Raw genomic sequence first — 23,001 nt, 5'->3', positions numbered from 1 at the left:
TGGCGGTCTTTTATTGGGGCCTAGCGGCTCAGGCCAGTATGAAGCGCTGCAGCAGCAGCTGTCCGGCAGCCCAACTACCCAGACCGGCATGACTACCCATATGACCGGCACGGCCCGCATCCACCAGCCGGACACCCCACAGCGCGGCCATAGCCTCTGCTGTGGCAAAGTCGCAGAACAGGTCATCCTGGCTGGCCACCATCACCGCCGGCACCGGCAAGCACCCTGCACTCGCCTGGGCAAATCCGGAGAAGGCCGGCAGCGCTGCGCCCTCCGGCAGCTCACCACTGGCCCGCGCCCGGGCCTCGCTAATGGGCAGGGCTGGTGGAGCGACCAGCAGTACCCCCTTGATACGGCGCTGCGTGGCCAAATCAACCGTACGCAGCCACTCCACCGCCGTGTGACAGCCCAGGCTGTGCGCAGCCAGTACAATACGGCCGCAACTATCCCGTACCAGCGCATCCAGCGCGGCCACCCACGCCCCACGCTCCGGATAGAGCCAGTCCTGTTGCTGAACGCGCCGCGCCAAGGGATAGGTCAGCTCCCACAGGGTTTGCCAGTGCTTGTCACCGGAATTGCCCCAGCCCGGTACGGTAATCAACACCACATCATCATCGTCCAGCATCACAGCCCTTATGCCTTGCTGATGCCACCGGCCTTGCACTGGCCGCATCATGGTTGATCTCAGCGCAACTGCCGCAGCAGTCATGCAGACAACAGGCTAAAGCCTTGGCGGCGGGAATGCAAAACCGCCGGTCAAGCCGGCGGTTACAGGATACGATAACGCAGGTTCAGTGCCGGCCTTGGCCAGGTTGATCTGGCCAGGGTTTGCCTGGCCGGCCATTGCGATGATCATTGCCACGGTAGTCATTACCGCGACGATCGTCGCCCTTGTGCCAGCCATTATCATGCCCGTCATGACCCCGCGGATGTTCGCGCTGGTAGCGCGGTGCAAATTCCTGCCGGTACCACTTGTCCTGCACGAAATACACGCGGCGGTCACAAGCCTGGTAGCGCCGACAGTAACGGTCCCAATGGCGAGCGTGTTCCGCTGGAACGCGCAGGTAGATGGGCGGCTGAGCCACCACCACCGGGCTGACAATGACCGGTTGCGGATACAACAAAGGCGGTGGTGGGTAATTGCCGATATCCAGCTGACCGTAAAAGCCCGGCTCACCGATATTGACGGAAATGCCGACATTGGCAGCCAATGCCGGTGCCATGACACCCACACCCAGTAAAAAAAGCAGCAGACGGTTTCTCATGACAAGCATCCTGTGAAGTTGCATTCGGGTCAGCGGCCGGCAGGCAGACCCTGCCGGTGCAGACGCACAAGCGATAACTTCATCCTAGGTGCAATACCTCGGCAAGGGTTAACACAATGATTACATTGTGTTGCCAGCGCCCTCTGCTCAACACAAATTCATCAAGCAGGCAGCTTCAGCGCGTAATCAACGATCAGCGGGGCATGATCCGAAAACTTTTCATCCTTGTACACCGAGGCCGACTGTGCCGCTGCCATCAGCGATGGCGTAACGATGTGATAGTCGATACGCCAGCCCACATCCTTGGCATAGGCCTGGCCACGATTGCTCCACCAGCTATAGCCCGGCTGCTCCGGATACAGCGTACGCCACACATCGCACCAGCCCACCCGGCCCAGCAGATCGCTCATCCAGGCACGTTCCTCCGGCAAGAAGCCTGAATTCTTCAGATTGCCCTTCCAGTTTTTCAGATCGATTTCATTGTGGGCAATGTTCCAGTCACCACAGATCACAATATCGCGCCCGGCAGCCTTCAGTTGCTCCAGATGCGGCATGAACACCTCCAGAAACTGGAATTTCACCTGCTGGCGCTCATCGCTGCTGGAGCCGGAAGGCAGATAGAGCGATACCACGCTCAAATTACCAAAATCCAGCTGCAGGAAACGTCCTTCAGCATCGATCCAGTCCACACCCAGGCCCTCGATCACCGCATCCGGCTGATGCCGCGTATACACCCCGACACCGCTGTAACCCTTTTTCTCGGCATAATGAAAATAACCAGTCATGCCATCCGGTGCACGCATGCGCTCACTCAGGTCGGCCGCCTGGGCTTTCAACTCCTGCACGCAGACAAAATCGGCAGCAATTCCGGCCAACCAGTCGAAAAAACCCTTCTTGTCCGCCGAGCGGACGCCATTGAGGTTGGCTGAAACGATTCGAAGCAATGCAGTCTCCTGTGCTATCCTTGCCGGCAATTTTTCCAGCCGTTCAGATAGTTAACTAGTATCCATGAGGAATGATATGAGCGATTTCCGCCAAGATTTTATCCGTTTTGCACTCGACAAGCAGGTATTGAAGTTTGGCGAGTTCATCACCAAGGCCGGGCGCAAATCGCCATACTTCTTTAATGCCGGGCTGTTCAATGATGGCCTGTCCACCCTGCACCTGTCGCGCTTCTATGCCAAGTCGATCATGGCAAGCGGCCTCGAATTCGACATGCTGTTCGGACCGGCCTACAAGGGTATCATCCTGGCCGCCGGCGCGACCATGGCCATGGCCGAGCAAGGCCGCAATGTGCCTTTTGCCTATAATCGCAAGGAGGCCAAGGACCATGGCGAAGGTGGCACCCTGGTTGGTGCACCACTGCAAGGCCGCGTGCTGATCATTGATGACGTGATTTCCGCAGGTACCTCGGTGCGCGAATCGGTTGAGCTGATCCGCGCCGCCGGTGCCACGCCGGCTGGCGTAGCCATTGCACTTGACCGCATGGAACGCGGCAGCGGCAGCCTGTCTGCGGTACAAGAAGTGGCCGAACAATATGGCATGCCAGTGGTAGCCATTGCTACGCTGAAAGACCTGCTGGGCTTCCTTGAGGGCAGCCCGGAGCTGGCACAGCACCTGGCTGCAGTACGCGACTACCGCGCCCAATATGGAGTGAGTGAAAAATGACCAAGCACCTGCCTGCCTTGTTAATCGTACTGAGTAGCAGCGTTGTCCTCGCGGATGGCACGCTGTACAAGTGGGTGGACGAAGCAGGCAAAGTGCACTATAGCGACGCCGCACCGCTGCAAAACCAGAAGCAGGGTGTGGCCGAGCTGAATCGCCAGGGCGTGATACGCAAGCCGGCGGAAAGCGAACAGGCCCGTCAGCAGCGCGAAGCCAGCGAAATCCAGCGCAAGCAGGAACAACAGCGCCAGCTGGACAGCGCACGCTACGACAAAGGCCTGTTGGAAAGTTACCGTAATGTCGGCGAACTGAAAGCCGAGCGGGAAAAACAGCTAAGCATCCTGCAGGCTTCACTGGATGCCCAGTACTCCAGGCTGAAAAGCCTGAACCTGCAGTTGCGCGACATGCTGAAAGAACAAGACGTCAGCCAGAAGCTGCACCGGCCGGCAGCACCGGCCCTGCAGCACAATATCCAGGTGATCCAGCAGGAACAAAAAGGGCTGGGCGCGCTGATCAGCACCAAGCAGGCCGAACTCAACAGCGTGCGGCAGAAAATGCAGGAAGACATCAACCGCTATCAGCAGATCAGCCGCAGCGCTCAGTAAACCCGCCCCGCCGTATCAACCGCCGGCTTCCTTGCGCTGCCATGCTTCCTTCAGTTGCCGGGTATGCTGTTGCAACTGCTCACTGGCCGCCGTTTGCGCCGCAGTGGCCGCCGACAACTCCTCCGCCGCACGCTGCGCCGCCATTTGGGCATCCGCCAGCTGTTGATCCGCCCGCTGTTTGGCCGCCTGTGCCTGCGTCAGACGTGCCTGGGCCTGTTCCTGCAGATTGTTTGCTTGCTGATAGGCCATCTGCGCTGCCAGCAGCTGCTCATCCACCGTTTGCGCCAGTACCGGCAGCGTCGTCGCCGCCAATAACAGCACACAACCGAATCGCTTGATCATTGCCTTGCCCTCTCACAGGTATTCTTGACGCCGTCCATTATCCACGCGGATGGCAGGCTTGACGACCACACTGCGTCGCCACCATGCAAAAAGCCCGGCCACCTGAGGTGACCGGGCTTCTGCATACTGACTGGTGGGTTGTGAGTGGCTCGAACACTCGACCTACGGATTAAGAGTCCGCTGCTCTACCAACTGAGCTAACAACCCGCAAAGCGGTGGTGGGTCGGGCGAGATTCGAACTCGCGACCAACGGATTAAAAGTCCGCTGCTCTACCGGCTGAGCTACCGACCCGATCCTGCAATGAGGTAACAACGATAAACTGGTGGGTTGTGAGTGGCTCGAACACTCGACCTACGGATTAAGAGTCCGCTGCTCTACCAACTGAGCTAACAACCCGCAAAAGCGGTGGTGGGTCGGGCGAGATTCGAACTCGCGACCAACGGATTAAAAGTCCGCTGCTCTACCGGCTGAGCTACCGACCCGCGTCTTGCCATACAGCAAAACGGGAAAAACTGGTGGGTTGTGAGTGGCTCGAACACTCGACCTACGGATTAAGAGTCCGCTGCTCTACCAACTGAGCTAACAACCCGAAACTGTGGTGGGTCGGGCGAGATTCGAACTCGCGACCAACGGATTAAAAGTCCGCTGCTCTACCGGCTGAGCTACCGACCCACGAAAGAGTTCGCAACTATAATAAAAGCGTCTTTTTCAGTCAAGGCTTTTACCGAAATAATTTGGAAAAACCGGGGCATAGACCCGCATTTCATGCTACAGGGCTGGAACCATGGCAAATGGCGGGCAGTCCAAATTTTTCACGCCACCGCTAGTCATCACTTGAAAGCAAGCACTGTGATACCCATGTCAGGTAGGCGGGCAAACCCTGCGCCACTGGCAATGCAATGATTTCCGGCACATCATAAGGGTGCAGTTCGAGCAAACGCTGCTGCAATCTGGCGTAGCCGGCCGGGATGGTCTTGATCAGCAGGGGCAGCTCGCAACTTTCCTGCAGCGCGCCCTCCCAGCGATAAACCGACCGGCATGCGGGCAGGATATTGACGCAGGCAGCCAAACGCTCCTGCACCAGAACATGCGCAATGTGCGTGGCGGTAGTTTCATCCGGCACATTGCAGATCACCATCAGACAATTCATACGGATACCTTGATTCGATGCGCGCCATCTTGCTGTTATTGCTGCTTTATCCCTTGCTGGAAATCGCCACGCTGGTCACGCTGGCCCATCACCTGGGCGGCGGCGTGGTGTTCCTGCTGGTTCTGGCCAGCAGTCTGCTGGGCATCTGGATGCTGCGCAACCAGAAACTGGGGGCACTACTGACGCTATCCAGCGTGCTGCGCCAAGGCCAGCAGGTGTCGCTGTACTCGCTGCTGTGGCCCTTGCGCTATGCCTTGTCCGGCCTGCTGTTTGCCATTCCTGGCATCCTCAGCGACCTGCTGGCTATACTGTTGCTGCTGCCCTTCAAGGGCCCGACACTGAACATGGGTGCCACTGCGGCTGCCAGCACGCCGGATGATGTCATTGAGGGCGAATTCAGCCGTGTCGACAAACCGGTAGCGGATCAGCAACAGCGCCTTCACTGAACACGCAGCAAGGCCAGCACTTCCGACTCGGCCAGTGACGACTCGATCAGCACCACCTTGTGCCGGCTCTTGTCGCCGGCCTGCAAGGCAACAGCGCGCTTGCCGACCGCAAAACAATCGGCCAGCCAGGATAGCAGTGCTGCATTGGCCTTGCCGTCGACAGGGGGTGCAGCCAGACGGATTTTCAGGCAGTCGCCATGTTCGCCCGCCACTTCGGTTTTCCGTGCGCCAGGCTGGACATGCAGGGTAAGACGCACCGTATGGCCGCTACAGACCAGCCAGGGTTTCATGGTGATTTTTCCGCAAAAGGGCAATTCTAGACCAAATCCAGCCGCGCTGAAGCAACGCCCCGCAGGCTGATCCGGTCGGACTTGCCCATCAACCAGGAGTTTGCATATGGATATCGGTATCAACGAACAAGACCGTCAAGACATCGCCCACGGTCTCTCCCGCCTGCTGGCAGACACCTACACGCTGTATCTGAAAACCCACAATTTTCACTGGAACGTCACCGGGCCGATGTTCAACACCCTGCACCTGATGTTCGAGACGCAATACAACGAGCTGTCGCTGGCCGTGGACCTGATCGCCGAACGCATCCGCGCACTGGGCCACTTTGCCCCCGGCAGCTATGCCGACTACGCCAAGCTGACCGCGATTGCCGAAGCCAGCGGTGTACCCAAGGCCGAGGAAATGCTGGCACAGCTGGTGGATGGCCATGAAATCCTCTGTCGCACTGCCCGCAGCATTTTCCCGCTGGCCGAGCGCGCCGCCGACGAACCAACGGCCGACCTCTTGACCCAGCGCCTGCAAGTGCATGAGAAAACCGCCTGGATGCTGCGCAGCATGCTGGACAAATAAGCTGACACACCCCACGCCGCGCCCAGCGCGGCGTTTTTCTTGGCAAATCTCCAGCCATGGTAAACTGCAGCAGTCTTACGGAGGCCGCCAGTTGCCCATGACCGCCAATCTGCGCAAACCCACCAGCACCAACGCTAACGGACCGCTGATCATCATGATCGCAGTGTCCTTATTGGCCCATGCCTTGCTGCTGGCCAGCAGTGCCATCTCCTGGACACCCGGCATCACCCTGCCTGACAACAACCGCATCAACATCCAGCTGGTACAGGCACCGACACGGCAAGTACTACCCACCATCCGCCAGAGTGAAGACAGCAACCAGGGCAGCGGCAATACCAGCGTCCCCGATCAGTTGGCCAGCCACAGCCGGCCCACGGCCAAACCCGAACAGACCGAGCAGTCCGTCGCCGCGCTGCCAGCCAGCAACGACACCAATCTGCTGCACGAGAACCACCGCAAAAAACCGGTACTGGCCAACATCACGCCTGCCCAGCACACCGCGAGCGCACCGGTCAGCGCCGCCAACTTGCTGGGACAGATTGCCAACCTCGGCAGCGTGCAACGCGGGGATAGCGACGTAAAAGACAGCACACTGGAAAGCGGAGCTGCCGATGGCGCCGGCGACAGCGCCAACCGCTATGCCTGGGCCCGTTACAAGGAAGACTGGCGGCTGCGCATGGAACGCATCGGCCAGCAAAACTATCCGGAAGCCTTGCGCCAGCAACATATCTACGGCTCGGTTACCCTCGCGGTCAGCATTCTGCCGGATGGCAGCTTGCAGGACATCAAGGTGGTGCGAAAATCCGGCAATAGCGTGGTGGACGATGCCGCCATCAATCTGGTCACCCGGCACGCCCCATTCGGCCGCTTTCCGCCCTCACTGGCCGGCAAGGGCGCCCTGACCATCGTCAAGGCCTTTACCTTTAGCCGGGATAACAATTAGTCGAACCCACGACAAGGAAGCATCATGTTTGAAGTCAACCGCAGCATTGCGCTGATCCGCCCCAAAGCCCCTTTTCTCGACTGGCTGCAACAGCTGCCTGGCGATCTCGACGGGCAGCTTGATCTGGACATCCTGACCCGCGACTGCAATGCCCTCTTGATTCCGGCAGCCGACGATTACGCCTCGGCCGCCGACTTCGTACTACAGCACTATCGCCTGCTGTTTCAGGCAGAGCTGGCCGACTGGTGCGATGATGAACAACTGTGGCCGGAGCAACTTTCTCCCGCCCTGTTTCTGGAGTGGTTTGAAGTAGAGATCCACTCCGTACTCACCGATATGGTCGAGACGCCACTAGAGCGCGAACCATTCGTCCCGCTGGACCTCAACGCCGAGGATTGAGGATCAGCTTTCACTACAAGGGGAAACACATGTCGCATGAAACACGCATCAAGGTCCGGGGTTATCATCTGGACCTGTACGGCCACGTCAACAACGCCCGCTATCTGGAATTTCTGGAAGAAGCCCGCTGGAGCTTTTTCGAAGACCGTGGCGACCTGCCCTGGTTTTTGCAATCCGGGCTGGCGCTGGTCGTCGTGAACATCAACATCGATTATCGCTACCCTGCCACCATGGGCGACGAGCTGGCCCTCGCCACTTCGGTCAAGAGCATAGGCAGCCGCAGCGCCGTCATGCACCAACGCGTCACCCTGGCGGGCAGCGACAAGGTCGTTGCCGAAGCCGATGTGACTTTTGTGGTGTTTGACGCCAAGCAGAACAAGGCCGTGACGCTGGACGGACAATTGAAGGAACTCCTGCAGTCCATGCTGGACCAATAAGCCCGACAGCCCCGCCAGACGGGGCTGCTGTTTATCCCTTTTCCGGATGTAGCAAGATGAAGAAGGTTCTGATCGCACTACTGGCTGTCGCTGTCATCGGCCTGGTGGCCTATACCCTGCTGTTCGATCGTAATGCAGCGCCGCAGGTGAGTTATACCTCGCTGAGCGGCCAGCAAGCGGACACCGCCTCACTCAAGGGCAAGGTGGTACTGGTCAATTTCTGGGCCACCAGCTGTTCCGGCTGCGTGGAAGAAATGCCGGAAATCAAGAAACTGCACCAGCAATACGGCGCACGCGGCCTGCAGATCATGGCGGTGGCCATGAGCTATGATCCGCCGAATTACGTACAGGCTTTCGTGCAGCAAAACCAGCTGCCCTTCTTTGTCGCCCTGGATGGCCAAGGCAGCATTGCCAAGGCCTTCGGTGATATCCAGCTGGCCCCCACCACCTTCCTGATCGACAAGCAGGGCAATATCCTGAAACGCTATGTCGGCGTGATGGATTTCAAGGAAGTACACCAGATACTGAACCAGCAACTGGGTGCCTGAAGCCTATCAGCACAAAACCCCGCCAAAGCGGGGCTTTTTCATGTCTGTTCCAACTGAGCATTAGCCGCCGGCACACACCGGGCAGGCCGGGTCACGGCTGAATTTCATCTGGCGAAACTCGCCACTCAAAGCATCATACAATGTCAGCCGCCCCAGCTGGGCGGCGCGCCCGGCCAGCAACTTGACCGCCTCTACCGCCTGCAGGCTGCCGATCACCCCCACCAGTGGCGACAGCACGCCAAAGGTGGCACAAGGACCATCCGACGCTTCGCCCTCCTCGGCAAACAGGCAGTGATAGCAGGGTGAGCCCGCCACGCGCGGGTCGAACACGGCCAGCTGGCCAGCGAAGCGCACTGCAGCGCCCGACACCAGCGGTACACCAGCCGCAACACTGGCGCGGTTCACCGCATGGCGGGTAGCGAAATTGTCAGAACAGTCCAGCAACAGATCGTGCTGTCGCGCTTCTGCCAGCAGACGGTCTGCGCTTAAGCGCTCGCCCAGTGCCCGCACGGCGATGTCCGGATTGAGCGCCAGCATGCGCACCCGCGCCGATTCGGCCTTGTTCTGCCCCAGTGATGCCATATCGTGCACCACCTGGCGCTGCAGATTGCTCAGTTCCACCACATCATCATCGGCCAGCGTGATATGACCGACACCGGCACTGGCCAGATACAGCGCTACCGGCGAGCCCAGTCCACCAGCTCCGATCACCAGCACCCGGGACGCAGCCAGCCGCTGCTGGCCTTCGATATCGATTTCCGGCAGCAGGATATGCCGGCTATAGCGCAGCAGGGCTGCATCATTCAGATCTGTCATGGAGAGCAAGCTTAGAGGAAATCAGTGGGACTGCGCCATAGTACAGACTAGCTAGCCGGCAAAAACAAAACGCCAGCACAAGGCCGGCGTTTTATTCTGACTACAGACAGGCAACAGGCAGGGCTTACTCTTCCACTACCTTGCGGGCAAACTTGATACCCAGTTGCTTGAGCTTGCGGTACAAGTGCGTGCGCTCCAGACCCACCTTCTGCGCCACGCGGCTCATATTGCCGTTTTCCAGCGAGATGTGGTACTCGAAGTAACGCCGCTCCAGCTGCTCACGCAATTCGCGCAGCGGCATATTGAAGTCGAAGCCCGACTCCTCCACCGGCTTTTCATGGCGGAACTGCGCCAGCACCTTGTTGACCTCGGGAGCGTCGACATCGTCGGACTCCGAGGTCAGCGCCAAGCTCTTGATGATACTGCGCAACTGTTCCAGATTACCCGGCCAGTCATACTGGCGCAGCGCATTCAATGCCGCCGTGGTCAGCTTCTTGTTGGGAACCTGGCGCGACTCAACCAGCTCGATCAGAATCTGCTCGGCAATGAAAATGATGTCCTCCGCATGCTCGCGCAGCGGTGGAATCGGCACAATAACGCTCGACAATGCCGTAAGCAGGCGATTATCGCATTCCGGATCAACCAGCAGTTCCTGCAGCGGCCGGCTGCAGGAGCACAGCAGGCGTACATTGAAGCGGTCCAGCTTGGACAGCAGGAACAGCAAACCCTGTTGCACACGACGGTTGTACTGGCCGATTTCCGGCAGGAACAACACCCCGTTATTGGCTTTCTGCAGCAATTCCAGCGGCGCATCCGCCAGTTGTTCCGGCTTGGCCGGCGTCACCCAAGGCGTATTGCCCTGATGGAAAAAGCGTGCCACCAGTTCGAAACCGGAGCCCGGCTCGCCGGTCAGCAGCACCGGCGACTTGACCTTGGCCACCCGTTCCAGCTGGCGCTTGAGTTCCTGAATCGGCTCACTGCGTCCCAGCTTGTCCAGATTTAAGGAGGTATTGGCCTGCATATCGCCATACTTCAGCGCACGCTGCACCGTGGTGAGCAGCTTTTGCAGGGCAATCGGTTTTTCCAGGAAATCGAAGGCACCGATGCGGGTTGCCTCCACTGCGGTATCGATGCTGGCATGGCCAGACATCATGACTACCGGCATGTTGAGCTGGCCGGACTTGGCCCATTCCTTGAGCAGGGTAACCCCGTCGCAGTCCGGCATCCAGATATCCAGCAGCACCAGCGCGGGACGCGTCTGGTTGCGCAGCTGTCTGGCTACCTCGGCGTTTTCCGCCAGGGCAACCGTGTATCCCTCATCCTGCAGGATCTCCGAGAGCAGTTCACGTATTCCGATCTCGTCATCAACAATCAATATATCGCTGCTACGCATTAGGCCTCCAGCAATGGCAGGGTGAGAAGAATTCGCGCGCCTTGCTGCTCGCCATTCCCCAATATGACTTGGCCATGGTGTTCCTCCGCTATTTTCTTCACCACCGCCAGTCCCAGTCCCGTTCCCTTGGGCTTGCTGGTCACATAGGGCTCGAACGCGCGTGGCAGGAGCTCGGCAGGAAAGCCCGAACCATTGTCCTGCACGCAGACGGTCGCGTTTCTTCCTTCTTGTCGGCTGCTAATGTGAATCATCGGGATGTCAACGTCAAGGACCGCATCCTGTGCGTTCTGCATCAGGTTGTGCAATACCTGCCGCAGCAGTGCAGCATCCCCCATGATCATCAGCGGCCTGTCTTCCAGTTCAATCTTAACAGCCGGATTGGATTCGTACAGCGTGGCAACCTCCCGTACTACCTGATTGAGATCAAGTTCACTGAGTTTGATGCGTGGTGCGCGCGCATAATCGCGAAACGCATCCACCATGTTCTTCAGCGCCGCCACCTGCTTGATGATGGTGTCGGTAGAGCGTTTGAGCATGTCGGCATCTGCCGCTTCCAGCTTGGCGGTCAACTTCATCGCCAAACGCTCGGCCGACAGCTGGATAGGGGTAAGCGGATTGCGGATTTCATGCGCCAGCCGCTTGGCCACCTCGCCCCAGGCCGCATCGCGCTGCGCCCGCCCCAGCTCGGTTATATCATCGAACACCACAACATAACCGCTTCCGGAGCGTTCCGGCAAGCGGGCACCGCGTACCAGCAAGCTGCGTGCCCCCTGGCCGGTGACATAATCCAGCTGGGTTTGCCATTCTTCTTCCAGTTTGTTCTCGCCATGCTGCAGCATGGTATCGACCAGCGGAATCAGGGCCGGCACCTGCGTCGACCATTGCTTGACCGGGTAGGCAACCAGTTCGGCAAAATCCACCCCCAGGATACGGCCGGCACTGGTATTGGCCGCACGCAATTGCCAGCCTTCGTCCAGTGCGATGACACCGGCAGACAGATTGGCCAATATGCTTTCCAGATAGAGCTTGCCGCTTTCCAGCGCCCGCTGATTCTGGTTGGCGGTTTGGCGGGCTTCTTCCAGTTGCTGGGTCATGCGGTTGAACAAGGTGGTGAGCATGCCCAGTTCGTCACGGCGATAAACCGGGTGACGCTTGGAAAAATCGCCTTGCGCCACCGCACGGGTACCGGCAGCCAGTTCAGACAACGGTGCGGACAGTCGCTCGGACAGGAACAAGGCAAATGCAAGTGCCGAGGTAAGCGCCAGCAGACAGGCCAGCGCCAGGGTCAGCATGTAGAAGGTTTTCAGGCCATCGCGCGACAGCAGCAACTGATGGTATTCGGCCCTGGCGGTTTCGATCTGCTCGGCATCATGGGCGATGGCCTGCGGCGCGGTCTGCACCACTTGCAGTACGCGCCAGTCACCGTCCAGCGTACGGTAAGGCAGCAGCACCTTGAGCGCCAGGCCACCCGCCTCATTTTCAATGCTCTTGCTGCCTTGGCGCAGCTTGAGGCCACGCAAGATATCGCGAGCGGGCTGTTGCGGCAATTGATGGGCATTATTACTGGCAAAATTCAGCAACTGCCCCGATTTGTTGAAAATGGCCAGTTCGCGCAGGCCCAGCTGCTCACGCAGCCGTTCCAGTCGCGAAGGCAGCATGCTGCCGGGCAGGCCATCGATATCATCCAGCACCACGCGGCTTTTGCGGGCGACATCTTCCAGCACATAGTTGAGTGCGCCCTTGCCCAGTTCCAAGCCACGATCCAGTGCCGACTCCACCCGCACATCGAACCAGCTTTCAATACTGCGCGTCAGGAATTGGGCTGATATGGTAAACACCAGCAAGCCCGGCACCAGGGCCACCACGGCAAACATCATCACCAGCCGCTGGGTCAGCTTGGCCCCGAAAACCCGGCCCTTGACCCGCTGGCGCAGGCGCAGCAGCTGGCGCCCCACCACACCGAGCAGGCCAAGCAGCAGCAGACTGTTGAGGCCGAATACCCACCAGTAATACTCGGCCAGCTTGGAGGCATTGCCGGTGGCCACTGCCAGCAGGTAGAGCATAATGGCGCCGAAAGTCGCCAGGGCGATCGCCGCGTAACGCATCAGCTGCCATCTTTCATGCTGATGGCCGTCCAGTTGGAAGACAGACTCCAGTCGCCCGAGCCCAAAGCATTGATCTGGAATGGCTTGGGCAGCTCACTGATGTCCAGCACCAGCCGCACCCGGCCAGCGACACTGCCGGGGCTGCGTGGATCGAGCGCGCCACTTTGCAAGACGCGCCAGTCCTGGATGGAGCCCAGCGCGCCCATGGCTTCGGCCAGGGTACGGTAATAATTTGAAAAACTGCCGATGGTGATGCGGTAACGACTGGTCAGCGGCTGGTAGGACAGCTTGAAAGCCAGGCTGGCATGTGGCTCGAACCATTCTTTCAGGTTGAGATAATAAGCGGTGCTGCGTGGCCGGGTAAGTTCGAACTCCAGCCGGAAAGTCAGGGCAACGCCCTGCTCCAGGGCATCGCTCAGGCCGCTGGACAGTTTGGTCTGAAAGCGGGTGCTGAGCGACAGTTGGCCATCCTGGGTCAGCTCGGCATCGGCGCGGCGCGCCAGAATGCCATCGGCCTGCGCCGTATCAACGGCACAGACCAGTAGCCATAACACCAGGCTAATGTTTCGCAAGCAGCGCGTAATAGAAACCGTCATGACGCTCACAGGGCAACAGTTGTTGCTGATTCAGGCATTCGGCATCGGAATGACGCGCCAGGAATGCGGCCAGCTGCTGCTGATTTTCTTCCGGAAAAATCGAGCACGTAGCGTAAAGCATTTTGCCCCCGGAGGCGAGTAGCCCCCACAGCGTGTCAACCATCACCGCCTGCTGGCGTGCCAGCGCAGCGAAATCGCCGGGGCGACGCAGCCACTTGATGTCCGGATGGCGGCGCACCACGCCGGATGCCGAGCAGGGAACGTCCGCCAGGATGCGATCAAACGGTTGACCATCCCACCAGTAGGCACTCTGCCCCGCATCGGCGGCCTGCAGCTTGGCGCTCAGCCCGCAGCGTTGCAGATTGTCAGCCACCCGCTCCAGCCGCTGGGCATCGATGTCCAGCGCGGTCAGTTGCAGGTCGGCCAGTTCCAGCATGTGGCAGGTTTTGCCACCGGGTGCCGCACAGGCATCCAGCACCCGCTGTCCGGGCTGCAAGTCGAGCAGCACCGCAGCCTGCTGCGCACCCCAGTCCTGCACCGAGACCACGCCTTCGGCAAAACCCGGCAGCTCACGCACATTGACTGGCTTCTCCAACTGGATGCCGCAGATGTCATCCAGCGCGCTGGCGGCCATGCCCAGCGCTTCCAGCTGCGCCAGGTAGCCAGCCACCGTACTCTTGCGGGCATTGACGCGCAGTGTCATCGGCGGATGGCTGTTATTCCACTCCAGCACCGAAGACCACTCCTGGGGATAAGCCTGCTGTACCGCCTTGATCCACCAGCGCGGATGGTTGGTGGCGGCTTCCAGATCCTTGTCCGCCAGCCGCAGCATTTCTTCGCGCTGACGCAGGAAATTGCGCAATACGCCGTTGACCAGCGCCTTGAATTTGCCGCGCGCCAGGCGCTCGGATAGCTTGACCGCCTCGTTGACGATGGCGTAATCGGCGGCTCGGGTATACACCAGCTGATAAAGCGCCACCAGTAGCACCCGCTCCAGTTGTGGTTCCGGCAGGGCTTTGGGGACCAGACGCCGCAGCCAGAAGCGCAGGCGCGCCAGTTGGCGCAAGCTGCCGTAGCAGATGTCCTGCAAGGCGGCGCGCTCTTGTGGCGTCAGTTCGCTGCCCTGGCGCTGGGCTTGGGCCAGCGCCTCGGTCAGGGTATGGCCGGACTCCACCTGGCCCAGCACGTCGGCGGCCAGTTGCTGTATGCGATGCATGTCAAAACCTTAAATGGCAAACGGCGAGGACTGCGCTCTCGCCGTTGATAACGGCCGGTTCGCATCTGGCGGCACCGGCCCGTGGGTCTCTGCCCCCACCGCAAACCAAGCAGTCTTGCTCGATCCGGCGGCAACAGATTCTTGCTAGAGGCGCATGATACGTTCAGCCCACGCCGCGCGCCATAGCATGCAAGCGGGCAATGCGCTCTTCGGTATGCGGATGGGTGCGGAACAGCTCGCCCATGCTCAGGCCGGACAGCGGGTTGATGATCATCATCTGCGCAGTTTCCGGATGCGCCTGCGCCGTAGGCATGGCAATACCTTGAGCGTAGTACTCGATCTTCTGTAGCGCTGCTGCCAATGCCAACGGATCGCCGGAAATTTCGGCACCACCACGGTCGGCTTCGAATTCGCGCGCCCGGGAAATGGCCATCTGGATGACGCTGGCCGCCAGCGGCGCCAGGATGGCGACCAGGATGCCGGCCAGCGGATTAACCGGCCGGCCGTTTTCGTCGCGCCCGCCAAAGAACATGGCGAAGCTGGCCAGGGCCGACACCGCGCCGGCCATGGTGGCCGACAGGGTGGAGATCAGCGTGTCGCGGTGGCGCACATGGGCCAATTCGTGTGCCATCACGCCGCGCAGCTCGCGGTAGTCCAGCATGCGCATGATGCCGCTGGTGGCGGCCACGGCGGCATGTTCCGGATCGCGCCCGGTGGCAAAGGCATTGGGCTGGTCTTCATGGATCACGTAAACCCGCGGCATGGGCAGGCCGGCGCGCTGTGCCAGCTCGGCCACCATGCCGTAAAACTCGGGGGCCGTACTGGCATCCACCTCCTGCGCGTTGTACATGCGCAACACCATCTGGTCGGAATTCCAGTAGGCAAACAGATTCATCCCACCAGCAAACAGCAAGGCAAGCAACAGGCCGCTCTTGCCTCCCACCATGGCGCCAATGAAGCCGAGAAACGCCACGAAGGCGGCCATCAGCACCGCGGTCTTGATCAGATTATTCACGCTAGCCTCCTTTGCTCTGGCCTGTTGTGACGCTCAGCCGCCCAGACGGGTTCCCATCAGCGTGGTACGACCGGCAGCAAAATCGCGCGCACTCAAGCGCTTGCCACCCGCAGCCTGCAACTGACTGAGAACTACCAGCCCGTCACCACTGCCCACCACCACGCCCTCGGCATCGGCACGCAGCACCACCCCCGGCTCGCCCTGGCCGGCAATGGCTTGGGCAAACCACAGCTTGAGCGGTTCGCCGTCCAGCTTGGTAAACGCGCCCGGTGCCGGGTTGTAGGCCCGAATGGCACGGGCAATGGTGGCGGCCGGCAGCGACCAGTCCACCTCGGCCTCAGCCTTGGTCAGCTTGTGGGCATAGTTCACGCCCTGTTCCGGCTGGGCTTGCGCAGACAGGCTGTCCAGTTGCGCCAGCGTGCTGACGATGGCCTCGGCGCCACATGCGGCCAGCTTGTCGTGCAGGCTGGCCGCAGTGTCATCGGCGGCAATGGCCAGCGGGTGGATGGACAGCATGTCGCCAGTATCCAGCCCCACATCCATCTGCATGATGGTGATGCCGGTTTCGCTGTCGCCGGCCAGGATGGCGCGCTGAATGGGCGCGGCACCGCGCCAGCGTGGCAGCAATGAGGCATGGATGTTGAGGCAGCCGCGTGGCGGAATCTCCAGCACGGCCTTGGGCAGCAGCAGACCATAAGCCGCCACCACCATCAGTTCGGCACCGATAGCCTGCAGCATGGCCTGGGCTTCTTCCGTTTTGAGGGAGACCGGCTGATCCACCCGCAGACCATGCTCCAGCGCCACCTGTTTCACCGGGCTGGGCTTGAGTTTCATGCCACGACCTGCCGGGCGATCCGGCTGGGTCAACACCAGGGCAATTTCATGCCCGGCAGCCAACAGCGCTTTGAGCGCTGCGGCAGCGAATTCCGGCGTACCGGCAAAAATCAGTTTCATCGTGACCCTGAAAAAAACAAGAGACAGGGCTGGCCGTGTCTCGGATGTAGAGTAAGCAGGCCGCTTGCTTTCAGCACCGGCCACGGACTTACATATTCTGCTTTTCGCGCTTTTTCATCTTGGTACGGATCCGGCCCTGCTTGAGCTCGGACAGGTATTCAACGAATACCTTGCCATCCAGATGGTCGATTTCGTGCTGGATACAGATGGCCAGCAAGCCGTCGGCCTCCAGCTCGAACACCTTGCCGGTGGCATCCTGAGCGCGTACCTTGACCCGTTCGGCACGGGTCACCTTGTCGTAGATGCCGGGCACCGACAGGCAGCCCTCTTCGTAGACGGTTTCGCCTTCTTTTTCGGTAATCACCGGATTGATGAAGACGCGACGCTCGTTATGCTCTTCGGAAATGTCCATCACCACCAGCCGCTGGTGGTAGTCCACCTGGGTAGCGGCCAGGCCGATGCCCTTGGCCTCGTACATGGTGTCAAACATATTGTCGATATGGGTCTGCAGGGCAGCGTCAAAAGTCTCGACCGGCGTGGCCACGGTATGCAGACGCGCATCCGGATAATGCAGAATGTTCAGCAGCGCCATCGGTTTTCTTGCTCCAAGTTGTCGTAATGCCATCAGCACGTCGATAATAGACGGGTCTGACGCATGCTCGTTTGTCAAAGGAGCGCTCGCGGGCGCTCGTTACACTCAATATTGGGGCACTTTTCATGCGTAAAAGTATTATATCGCTTGCTTTGGCTCTGGGACTGGCTCTCCCGGCATTTTCCGACACGCTCACCATCAAGCCCGGCGCCCCCGCGCGCTATACCGTGACCAAGGGTGACACCTTGTGGGGCATTTCGGGCCGCTACCTCAAGAGCCCATGGAAATGGCCCAGCCTGTGGCAGATGAACAAAAGCGATATCAAGAATCCACACTGGATCTATCCCGGTGACATACTGGTACTGAGCTATGTGAATGGCCAGCCGCGGCTGTCGCTGGAAAAAGGTGCCCAGGGTGAAGTGAGGCTGTCACCGCAAATCCGCATGTCCGACATGGACAAGGCCATTCCCAGCATTCCAGCCAAGGCCATCGAGCCCTTCCTCAGCCGTCCGCTGGTCGTCAATGAAGAAGAATTCAGCCTAGCGCCCCGGCTGATTGCCGGACCGGAGCAACGGCTGGCCTTCGGCACCGGCGACCGCGTCTATGCCAATGGTGTCGGTGAAATGGGTAGCTGGCAGGCCTACCGCGCCGGCAAGGTGCTGATCGACCCTGACACCAAGGAAAACCTCGGCTACGAAGTGATGTACGGCGGCGATGTGGTGGTGGACAAGCTGGGCGAGGATGTGCAAAGCATGCACATCACCAGCGTGGCCGGTGAAATTCTGGTAGGCGACCGTCTGATCAAGGCCCCGAAAGACCGGTTCGTCAGCTACGTACCACACAGCCCAGACAGCGATATCCGCGGCCAAATCATCTCGATCTACGATGGGGTAGACGGTGCTGCGCAGTATTCCAATGTAGTCATCAACCGGGGGCTGCGCGAACAGGTAGAAGCCGGCGACGTGCTGAGCATCTACAAGAATGGCAAACCGGTTTCCATCATCACCGCCGACGGCAAGCAAAAGCTCGTCATGCTGCCAGGCCAGACCATCGGCAAGATTTTCATCTACCGCGTTTTTGACAAGGTGTCTTACGGGCTGGTGCTGGAAAGCACCGATGCAGCCAGTGTTGGTGATGTCGTGGCCGCACCGGAAAGCGAATGAGCGATAACACCGGCGACTGGCTGCTACTGGCACTGACCCCGGGTATTGGACCGGCAGGCTTTCTCAAGCTGATCGCCAGCTTTGGGTCGGCCAGTCATGCCGTAGCTGCCAGTACAAGCCAGACCGCGCCGCTGATCGGTCAGCAGGCAGCGATGGCACTGCGTGAGCGGGTGGCACTGCCGGATGCTGCCGCCGCGCTGGCCTGGGCCGAAGGCGAGCAGTGCAGCCTGCTCAGCCTGCAGGATGACGACTATCCACAGGCGCTGGCAGAAACCGCCTCACCACCACCACTGCTGTTTGCCCGGGGCCGCAGGGAGTTACTGAAACAACCCATGCTGGCCATGGTGGGCAGCCGTAGCGCCACGCCGCCAGGCAAGCAGATTGCCAGCGATTTTGCCCAGCGGCTGTCCGAGCATGGCTACACCATCGTCAGCGGACTGGCCAGCGGCATCGACGCCGCAGCACACCAGGGTGCGCTGGCAGCGGCAGGCTCTACCATCGCCGTGATCGGCACCGGCATCGACCGGGTCTATCCCGCCAGCAACCGCACGCTGGCACACCAGATCGGCAGCACCGGGCTGATTCTGTCCGAATTCCCGCTGGGTGCCGGCCCGCTGGCCGGCCATTTCCCGCGCCGCAACCGCATCATTGCCGGCCTCGCCCGCGGCTGCCTGGTGGTAGAGGCCAATATCAATTCCGGCTCGCTGATTACCGCCCGGCTTGCGGCCGAGAGCGGGCGCGAAGTCATGGCCGTGCCTGGCTCGATCAACAACCCGCAGGCGCGTGGCTGCCACCGGCTGCTGAAAGATGGTGCGCGGCTGGTGGAATCGGTGGAAGACGTGCTGGAAGAGGTGGGCCGGCTCAGCGGCAGCGCACGGCCTGCCGACGTTTGCACTCCTGATCCGGCAGCGGCCGAAGAGCAGATTCTCACCCTGATGGCCTTCGACCCGGTCAGCAGCGAGTGGCTGGCACAGCAACTCGGGTTGACGCAAGGGGAGGTTTACGCGATGCTGCTCGAGCTGGAGCTTGCCGGCAAGCTCACCAGCCTGCCTGGCGGGCAGGTTCAGCGACTGGTCTGATTCAGACTGGATTCTGTAGCAGCTCATTTGAAGAAGACCTGATGTTTGACGTTCTCACTTATTTGTTCGAGCAATACCGTGACCCGGATGCCTTTGGTGACCGCGGCACACTGATGCGCCAGCTGGAAGCCGCCGGCTTCGAAGACGAGGAAATCAACGACGCGCTGGACTGGCTGGACAATGTCGCCAATATGGTGGAAGGCCTGTATGCCAGCGCAGACGATGCCTCGGGTATGCGCATTTATGCCGATGCCGAGCAGGAACGCCTGCCTACCGAGGTGCGCGGCCTGATCCAGTTTCTGGAAGACCACGGCGCGCTGTCGCCCTCGCAGCGCGAAATGGTGATTGACCGCCTGTTTGAATTGCCGGATGACGATATCAATGTCGGCTCGGCCAAGCTGGTGGCCCTGATGGTGTTGTGGGCGCAAAAGGCAGAGCTACCCATCCTGCTGGGCGAAGAATTGCTGGACGCCATTCATGGCGAACCCACCATGCAATGACTTGTCAGCGCCGGTGCGACGGGCTTAACATCCCGCCTCGCCTGACGAGACTGCACGGAATTTTGCACAAGAGCGCCACACGCGCTCTTGTTTTATTTGCGCACTTGCTTTATTTGATAGATAGAACCGCTATCAGCCGGAGTCCCTCCGGTACACACTGAAACGAAAACATGCCCTCCAGCCTCTTGATCGTTGAGTCGCCATCCAAGGCAAAAACGCTGAAGAAATACCTGGGACCGGACTTCGAAGTCCTGGCTTCCTACGGTCACGTGCGCGATCTGGTACCGAAAAACGGTGCGGTAGACCCGGAAAAGGGTTTTGCCATGAAGTACCAGCTGATCGCCCGCAACAGCAAACATGTAGACGCCATCGTCAAGGCGGTGGCCGAGGTGGACCATGTCTACCTGGCCACTGACCCGGACCGCGAAGGTGAAGCCATTTCCTGGCATCTGGTGCAGATCCTCAACAGCAAGAAGCTGCTGAAGGACAAAACCGCCCAGCGCGTGGTGTTCCACGAAATCACCAAGAATGCGGTACTGGAAGCCATCGGCAACCCGCGCGAAGTCGCCCAGGATCTGGTCGATGCCCAGCAGGCACGCCGTGCGCTGGATTATCTGGTGGGTTTCAACCTGTCGCCGCTGCTGTGGAAAAAGATCCGCCGCGGCCTGTCGGCTGGTCGGGTACAAAGCCCGGCACTGCGCCTGATCTGCGAACGCGAAAACGAGATCAAGGCCTTTGTGCAGCAGGAATACTGGTCGGTGCATCTGGACAGCCACAAGGGCAGAACCAAGTTCTCTGCCAAGCTGACCACCCTGGCCGGCCAGAAGCTGGATCAATTCGCCATCCCGGGCGATGCCGAACACGCCGACATCCTGGCGCGTCTGCAAGACCAGCCGGCCACGGTCACCACCATCGAGAAGAAAAAGAAATCGCGCAGCCCGGCTGCCCCTTTCACCACCTCGACGCTGCAGCAGGAAGCCGTGCGCAAGCTGGGCATGACCACCGACCGCACCATGCGGACCGCACAGCAGCTATATGAAGGTATCGACATCGGCCAGGGTACGGTCGGTCTGATCACCTATATGCGTACCGACTCGGTGGCACTGGCCAATGAAGCTGTGGAAGAAATCCGCAGCTATATCAGTGACACCTTCAACAACGACTTTCTGCCCAAGAACGCCGTTGCCTACAAGAACAAGTCCAAGAATGCCCAGGAGGCGCACGAGGCGATTCGCCCCACCTCCATCCTGCGCACTCCGGATTCGGTCAAGCCCTTCCTCACCACCGATCAGTTCAAGCTGTACGACATGGTGTGGAAACGTACCCTGGCCTGCCAGATGGCACCGGCCAAATTCGACACCACCAGCGTGGACATCACCATGGGCGAGGGCATCTTCCGTGCCAGCGGCCAGGTGCAGACCTTTGCCGGCTTCCTCGCCGTGTACGAGGAAGACGTGGATGATGCCGAAGACGAAGACAACGCCAAGCTGCCGCTCTTGGAAGAAGGCGACAGCCTGCCGGTGGACAAGCTGTATGGTGAGCAGCACTTCACCCAGCCGCCGCCGCGCTTCTCCGAAGCCAGCCTGGTGAAGGCGCTGGAAGAATTCGGCATCGGCCGTCCTTCCACCTACGCCAGCATCATCTCCACGCTGAAAGACCGCGAGTATGTGATTCTGGACAAGAAGCGCTTCCAGCCCACCGATACCGGCGACATCGTCAACAAATTCCTGACTGAGCATTTCAGCCAGTACGTGGACTACAACTTCACCGCCAAGCTGGAAAACCAGCTGGATGATATCGCCAGCGGCCAGCGTGAATGGGTGCCGGTGATGGACAGCTTTTGGAAGGGGTTTTCCAAGCAGCTGGCGGAAAAAGAGAGCATTTCCCGCGCAGAAGTCACCACCGAAAGCCTGGACGAAGCCTGCCCGAAATGCAGCAAGCCCTTGTCCATCAAGTTTGGCAAGCGCGGCCGCTTCATCGCCTGCACCGGCTACCCAGACTGCGACTACACCCGCAATATGGGTGAAACCGCCGAGCAGGCAGCCGAAGAGGCCGAAGCACCGACGGTGATCGAAGGCCGGGCCTGCCCGGACTGCGGCGGCGAACTGCACATCAAGAAGGGTCGTTACGGCAAGTTCATCGGTTGTGCCAATTACCCCAAGTGCAAGCACATCGAGCCGCTGGAAAAACCCCGCGACACCGGTGTGGAATGCCCGGAATGCAAGACCGGCCACCTGATCGAGCGCAAGAGCCGTTACGGCAAGCTGTTCTACAGCTGCAATACCTATCCCAAGTGCAAGTACGCCACCTGGAACCCGCCGGTAGCCGAGCCCTGCCCCAAGTGCAACTGGCCTATCCTCACCATCAAGACCACCAAGCGTCGTGGAACGGAAAAGGTTTGCCCGCAGAAGGAATGCGGCTACAGCGAGGTGATTGCCCCGCCGGAAGCCAAGACAGCGGAAGAATAAATCGCCGCCTGCGGATTGCACTACACAACGCCACCTTCGGGTGGCGTCTTGTTTTGACAGGCTCTTCTCGCTTTCTGGAAGGAAAGCGAGGCTCCCTTACGGGGTAAGGGCGGGGGGATGGGAAATAGACAGGAAGGCGGCGGAATCGATGAGTTAGCCGGAAGGCCCGGCTTTGCCGGGTCCTGCGCCGTCACAACAAATTGTTTTGTCTGCAGCCTGATGCCGCCTGCGAGTGGCGTTGTTTTTTTGGCCATGCCGTGAAAACCCGGCAACGGCAAGAGCTAGGCCATCATCATGAGTAATTTACTGATTTTATTAATCAATTTCGGAAAAATCGCCATATAATCCGGAAATCAGGCTAAACCGTAAACAGCCTGAAGGTTCCTGCGACGGACCACACTCGATTCCAGACAACACGCCGCCTCCATGTCAGGCGGCGTTT

26 protein-coding genes and 6 tRNA genes are annotated in these 23,001 nt (G+C 59.9%); 12 read left to right on the top strand and 20 right to left on the bottom strand.

Translation table 11 applies throughout. The features are described 5' to 3' along the window. Window positions 1-28: 28 nt before the first annotated feature. The 3 genes from H2Z84_RS16160 to H2Z84_RS16150 form a co-directional block, all read right to left on the bottom strand. Complete coding sequence (locus H2Z84_RS16160; RefSeq protein ID WP_181836882.1) at window positions 29-625, bottom strand: RBBP9/YdeN family alpha/beta hydrolase; 597 nt, start codon at window positions 623-625, stop codon at window positions 29-31. Between the two features lie 166 nt (window positions 626-791). Next, entirely contained in the window at window positions 792-1,265 is a 474-nt protein-coding gene (locus tag H2Z84_RS16155) for a hypothetical protein (RefSeq protein ID WP_181836881.1), read from the bottom strand. A 161-nt stretch (window positions 1,266-1,426) separates the two neighbouring features. Continuing rightward, window positions 1,427-2,209: an exodeoxyribonuclease III gene (locus H2Z84_RS16150; protein WP_181836880.1), complete on the bottom strand. Its 783-nt coding sequence runs from the start codon at window positions 2,207-2,209 to the stop codon at window positions 1,427-1,429. A 76-nt stretch (window positions 2,210-2,285) separates the two neighbouring features. Here H2Z84_RS16150 and pyrE point away from each other — a divergent pair, with 76 nt between their 5' ends. Next, window positions 2,286-2,933 (top strand): orotate phosphoribosyltransferase, encoded by a 648-nt coding sequence (gene pyrE, locus H2Z84_RS16145; RefSeq protein ID WP_181836879.1) that lies wholly within the window; start codon window positions 2,286-2,288, stop codon window positions 2,931-2,933. After that, entirely contained in the window at window positions 2,930-3,535 is a 606-nt protein-coding gene (locus tag H2Z84_RS16140; protein WP_181836878.1) for a DUF4124 domain-containing protein, read from the top strand. Before pyrE ends, H2Z84_RS16140 begins: the two co-directional genes overlap by 4 nt. A gap of 15 nt (window positions 3,536-3,550) precedes the next feature. Here H2Z84_RS16140 and H2Z84_RS16135 read toward each other — a convergent pair whose 3' ends face one another. The 8 genes from H2Z84_RS16135 to cutA all read right to left on the bottom strand — a co-directional run bounded on the left by H2Z84_RS16135 (window position 3,551) and on the right by cutA (window position 5,028). Beyond that, window positions 3,551-3,877 (bottom strand): hypothetical protein, encoded by a 327-nt coding sequence (locus H2Z84_RS16135; RefSeq protein WP_181836877.1) that lies wholly within the window; start codon window positions 3,875-3,877, stop codon window positions 3,551-3,553. Window positions 3,878-4,008: 131 nt separating this feature from the next. Further along, window positions 4,009-4,084 (bottom strand) — tRNA-Lys (locus H2Z84_RS16130). A 9-nt stretch (window positions 4,085-4,093) separates the two neighbouring features. Further along, a tRNA-Lys gene (locus H2Z84_RS16125) sits at window positions 4,094-4,169 on the bottom strand. 29 nt (window positions 4,170-4,198) lie between these two features. Beyond that, window positions 4,199-4,274: transfer RNA gene (locus tag H2Z84_RS16120), tRNA-Lys, on the bottom strand. A 10-nt stretch (window positions 4,275-4,284) separates the two neighbouring features. After that, window positions 4,285-4,360 (bottom strand) — tRNA-Lys (locus H2Z84_RS16115). Between the two features lie 31 nt (window positions 4,361-4,391). After that, window positions 4,392-4,467, bottom strand: a tRNA-Lys gene (locus H2Z84_RS16110). 7 nt (window positions 4,468-4,474) lie between these two features. Then, window positions 4,475-4,550 (bottom strand) — tRNA-Lys (locus tag H2Z84_RS16105). Between the two features lie 151 nt (window positions 4,551-4,701). Next, window positions 4,702-5,028, bottom strand: coding sequence for a divalent-cation tolerance protein CutA (gene cutA / locus H2Z84_RS16100; protein WP_181836876.1), 327 nt, complete (start codon window positions 5,026-5,028; stop codon window positions 4,702-4,704). Window positions 5,029-5,045: 17 nt separating this feature from the next. Here cutA and H2Z84_RS16095 point away from each other — a divergent pair, with 17 nt between their 5' ends. Then, on the top strand, window positions 5,046-5,474 hold the full coding sequence (locus H2Z84_RS16095; protein ID WP_181836875.1) for an FxsA family protein: 429 nt from the start codon (window positions 5,046-5,048) through the stop codon (window positions 5,472-5,474). On the opposite strand, the gene H2Z84_RS16090 is transcribed toward H2Z84_RS16095, so the two are convergent. Then, the gene (locus H2Z84_RS16090; RefSeq protein WP_181836874.1) at window positions 5,468-5,764 is read right to left on the bottom strand and encodes a DUF167 domain-containing protein; all 297 of its coding nucleotides are present in this window, start codon (window positions 5,762-5,764) and stop codon (window positions 5,468-5,470) included. The genes H2Z84_RS16095 and H2Z84_RS16090 overlap by 7 nt on opposite strands. A 106-nt stretch (window positions 5,765-5,870) precedes the next feature. Between H2Z84_RS16090 and H2Z84_RS16085 the strand changes: the two genes are divergently transcribed. The 5 genes from H2Z84_RS16085 to H2Z84_RS16065 all read left to right on the top strand — a co-directional run bounded on the left by H2Z84_RS16085 (window position 5,871) and on the right by H2Z84_RS16065 (window position 8,662). Further along, entirely contained in the window at window positions 5,871-6,335 is a 465-nt protein-coding gene (locus H2Z84_RS16085) for a Dps family protein (RefSeq protein ID WP_103523069.1), read from the top strand. Window positions 6,336-6,432: 97 nt separating this feature from the next. Continuing rightward, the gene (locus tag H2Z84_RS16080; RefSeq protein ID WP_181836873.1) at window positions 6,433-7,278 is read left to right on the top strand and encodes an energy transducer TonB; all 846 of its coding nucleotides are present in this window, start codon (window positions 6,433-6,435) and stop codon (window positions 7,276-7,278) included. Between the two features lie 24 nt (window positions 7,279-7,302). Next, window positions 7,303-7,677: a hypothetical protein gene (locus H2Z84_RS16075; protein WP_059285441.1), complete on the top strand. Its 375-nt coding sequence runs from the start codon at window positions 7,303-7,305 to the stop codon at window positions 7,675-7,677. Window positions 7,678-7,706: 29 nt separating this feature from the next. Continuing rightward, on the top strand, window positions 7,707-8,114 hold the full coding sequence (locus H2Z84_RS16070) for an acyl-CoA thioesterase (RefSeq protein WP_181836872.1): 408 nt from the start codon (window positions 7,707-7,709) through the stop codon (window positions 8,112-8,114). A 56-nt stretch (window positions 8,115-8,170) separates the two neighbouring features. Beyond that, on the top strand, window positions 8,171-8,662 hold the full coding sequence (locus tag H2Z84_RS16065) for a TlpA disulfide reductase family protein (RefSeq protein WP_103523065.1): 492 nt from the start codon (window positions 8,171-8,173) through the stop codon (window positions 8,660-8,662). Between the two features lie 60 nt (window positions 8,663-8,722). Here the strand turns inward: H2Z84_RS16065 and H2Z84_RS16060 are convergent, their stop codons facing one another. The 8 genes from H2Z84_RS16060 to def form a co-directional block, all read right to left on the bottom strand. Next, window positions 8,723-9,478, bottom strand: coding sequence for a HesA/MoeB/ThiF family protein (locus H2Z84_RS16060; RefSeq protein WP_181836871.1), 756 nt, complete (start codon window positions 9,476-9,478; stop codon window positions 8,723-8,725). Window positions 9,479-9,602: 124 nt separating this feature from the next. Continuing rightward, the gene (locus H2Z84_RS16055; RefSeq protein ID WP_059285445.1) at window positions 9,603-10,871 is read right to left on the bottom strand and encodes a sigma-54-dependent transcriptional regulator; all 1,269 of its coding nucleotides are present in this window, start codon (window positions 10,869-10,871) and stop codon (window positions 9,603-9,605) included. Further along, a complete protein-coding gene (locus H2Z84_RS16050; RefSeq protein ID WP_181836870.1) occupies window positions 10,871-12,976 on the bottom strand; it encodes a sensor histidine kinase in 2,106 nt (701 codons plus the stop codon). The genes H2Z84_RS16055 and H2Z84_RS16050 overlap by 1 nt, the downstream gene beginning before the upstream one ends. After that, a complete protein-coding gene (locus tag H2Z84_RS16045) occupies window positions 12,976-13,548 on the bottom strand; it encodes a DUF4390 domain-containing protein (protein ID WP_258869434.1) in 573 nt (190 codons plus the stop codon). The genes H2Z84_RS16050 and H2Z84_RS16045 overlap by 1 nt, the downstream gene beginning before the upstream one ends. Next, window positions 13,535-14,788 carry a 16S rRNA (cytosine(967)-C(5))-methyltransferase RsmB gene (gene rsmB / locus H2Z84_RS16040; RefSeq protein WP_181836868.1) on the bottom strand — a complete coding sequence of 418 codons (1,254 nt, stop codon included), beginning with the start codon at window positions 14,786-14,788 and terminating at the stop codon, window positions 13,535-13,537. The genes H2Z84_RS16045 and rsmB overlap by 14 nt, the downstream gene beginning before the upstream one ends. Before the next feature lie 163 nt (window positions 14,789-14,951). Beyond that, complete coding sequence (gene htpX / locus H2Z84_RS16035) at window positions 14,952-15,803, bottom strand: zinc metalloprotease HtpX (RefSeq protein WP_181836867.1); 852 nt, start codon at window positions 15,801-15,803, stop codon at window positions 14,952-14,954. Between the two features lie 33 nt (window positions 15,804-15,836). Next, window positions 15,837-16,757 (bottom strand): methionyl-tRNA formyltransferase, encoded by a 921-nt coding sequence (gene fmt / locus H2Z84_RS16030; protein ID WP_181836866.1) that lies wholly within the window; start codon window positions 16,755-16,757, stop codon window positions 15,837-15,839. Between the two features lie 88 nt (window positions 16,758-16,845). After that, the gene (def, locus tag H2Z84_RS16025) at window positions 16,846-17,349 is read right to left on the bottom strand and encodes a peptide deformylase (RefSeq protein ID WP_124645158.1); all 504 of its coding nucleotides are present in this window, start codon (window positions 17,347-17,349) and stop codon (window positions 16,846-16,848) included. 125 nt (window positions 17,350-17,474) lie between these two features. Between def and H2Z84_RS16020 the strand changes: the two genes are divergently transcribed. The 4 genes from H2Z84_RS16020 to topA all read left to right on the top strand — a co-directional run bounded on the left by H2Z84_RS16020 (window position 17,475) and on the right by topA (window position 22,559). Next, entirely contained in the window at window positions 17,475-18,512 is a 1,038-nt protein-coding gene (locus H2Z84_RS16020; RefSeq protein WP_181836865.1) for a LysM peptidoglycan-binding domain-containing protein, read from the top strand. Further along, on the top strand, window positions 18,509-19,591 hold the full coding sequence (gene dprA, locus H2Z84_RS16015; protein WP_181836864.1) for a DNA-processing protein DprA: 1,083 nt from the start codon (window positions 18,509-18,511) through the stop codon (window positions 19,589-19,591). The genes H2Z84_RS16020 and dprA overlap by 4 nt, the downstream gene beginning before the upstream one ends. A gap of 41 nt (window positions 19,592-19,632) precedes the next feature. Continuing rightward, complete coding sequence (locus tag H2Z84_RS16010) at window positions 19,633-20,091, top strand: Smg family protein (protein ID WP_059287381.1); 459 nt, start codon at window positions 19,633-19,635, stop codon at window positions 20,089-20,091. A 170-nt stretch (window positions 20,092-20,261) separates the two neighbouring features. Then, entirely contained in the window at window positions 20,262-22,559 is a 2,298-nt protein-coding gene (gene topA / locus H2Z84_RS16005; RefSeq protein ID WP_181836863.1) for a type I DNA topoisomerase, read from the top strand. Window positions 22,560-23,001 lie beyond the last annotated feature (442 nt).

This window comes from Aquitalea aquatica (genome assembly GCF_013911085.1).
GTDB classification, from domain to species: Bacteria; Pseudomonadota; Gammaproteobacteria; order Burkholderiales; family Chromobacteriaceae; genus Aquitalea; species Aquitalea aquatica.
The sequence above is the reverse complement of the archived record's forward strand: the minus strand, read 5'-3'. Positions and strand labels throughout refer to the sequence as shown.

Excerpts from the sequence above, each read along its gene's own strand:
- H2Z84_RS16160 (WP_181836882.1), bottom strand. The coding sequence starts at position 625 with ATGCTGGACGATGATGATGTGGTGTTGATTACCGTACCGGGCTGGGGC.
- H2Z84_RS16155 (WP_181836881.1), bottom strand. The coding sequence starts at position 1,265 with ATGAGAAACCGTCTGCTGCTTTTTTTACTGGGTGTGGGTGTCATGGCA.
- pyrE (WP_181836879.1), top strand. The coding sequence starts at position 2,286 with ATGAGCGATTTCCGCCAAGATTTTATCCGTTTTGCACTCGACAAGCAG.
- H2Z84_RS16140 (WP_181836878.1), top strand. The coding sequence starts at position 2,930 with ATGACCAAGCACCTGCCTGCCTTGTTAATCGTACTGAGTAGCAGCGTT.
- H2Z84_RS16135 (WP_181836877.1), bottom strand. The coding sequence starts at position 3,877 with ATGATCAAGCGATTCGGTTGTGTGCTGTTATTGGCGGCGACGACGCTG.
- cutA (WP_181836876.1), bottom strand. The coding sequence starts at position 5,028 with ATGAATTGTCTGATGGTGATCTGCAATGTGCCGGATGAAACTACCGCC.
- H2Z84_RS16095 (WP_181836875.1), top strand. The coding sequence starts at position 5,046 with ATGCGCGCCATCTTGCTGTTATTGCTGCTTTATCCCTTGCTGGAAATC.
- H2Z84_RS16090 (WP_181836874.1), bottom strand. The coding sequence starts at position 5,764 with ATGAAACCCTGGCTGGTCTGTAGCGGCCATACGGTGCGTCTTACCCTG.
- H2Z84_RS16085 (WP_103523069.1), top strand. The coding sequence starts at position 5,871 with ATGGATATCGGTATCAACGAACAAGACCGTCAAGACATCGCCCACGGT.
- H2Z84_RS16080 (WP_181836873.1), top strand. The coding sequence starts at position 6,433 with ATGACCGCCAATCTGCGCAAACCCACCAGCACCAACGCTAACGGACCG.
- H2Z84_RS16075 (WP_059285441.1), top strand. The coding sequence starts at position 7,303 with ATGTTTGAAGTCAACCGCAGCATTGCGCTGATCCGCCCCAAAGCCCCT.
- H2Z84_RS16070 (WP_181836872.1), top strand. The coding sequence starts at position 7,707 with ATGTCGCATGAAACACGCATCAAGGTCCGGGGTTATCATCTGGACCTG.
- H2Z84_RS16065 (WP_103523065.1), top strand. The coding sequence starts at position 8,171 with ATGAAGAAGGTTCTGATCGCACTACTGGCTGTCGCTGTCATCGGCCTG.
- H2Z84_RS16060 (WP_181836871.1), bottom strand. The coding sequence starts at position 9,478 with ATGACAGATCTGAATGATGCAGCCCTGCTGCGCTATAGCCGGCATATC.
- H2Z84_RS16055 (WP_059285445.1), bottom strand. The coding sequence starts at position 10,871 with ATGCGTAGCAGCGATATATTGATTGTTGATGACGAGATCGGAATACGT.
- H2Z84_RS16050 (WP_181836870.1), bottom strand. The coding sequence starts at position 12,976 with ATGCGTTACGCGGCGATCGCCCTGGCGACTTTCGGCGCCATTATGCTC.
- rsmB (WP_181836868.1), bottom strand. The coding sequence starts at position 14,788 with ATGCATCGCATACAGCAACTGGCCGCCGACGTGCTGGGCCAGGTGGAG.
- fmt (WP_181836866.1), bottom strand. The coding sequence starts at position 16,757 with ATGAAACTGATTTTTGCCGGTACGCCGGAATTCGCTGCCGCAGCGCTC.
- def (WP_124645158.1), bottom strand. The coding sequence starts at position 17,349 with ATGGCGCTGCTGAACATTCTGCATTATCCGGATGCGCGTCTGCATACC.
- H2Z84_RS16020 (WP_181836865.1), top strand. The coding sequence starts at position 17,475 with ATGCGTAAAAGTATTATATCGCTTGCTTTGGCTCTGGGACTGGCTCTC.
- dprA (WP_181836864.1), top strand. The coding sequence starts at position 18,509 with ATGAGCGATAACACCGGCGACTGGCTGCTACTGGCACTGACCCCGGGT.
- H2Z84_RS16010 (WP_059287381.1), top strand. The coding sequence starts at position 19,633 with ATGTTTGACGTTCTCACTTATTTGTTCGAGCAATACCGTGACCCGGAT.
- topA (WP_181836863.1), top strand. The coding sequence starts at position 20,262 with ATGCCCTCCAGCCTCTTGATCGTTGAGTCGCCATCCAAGGCAAAAACG.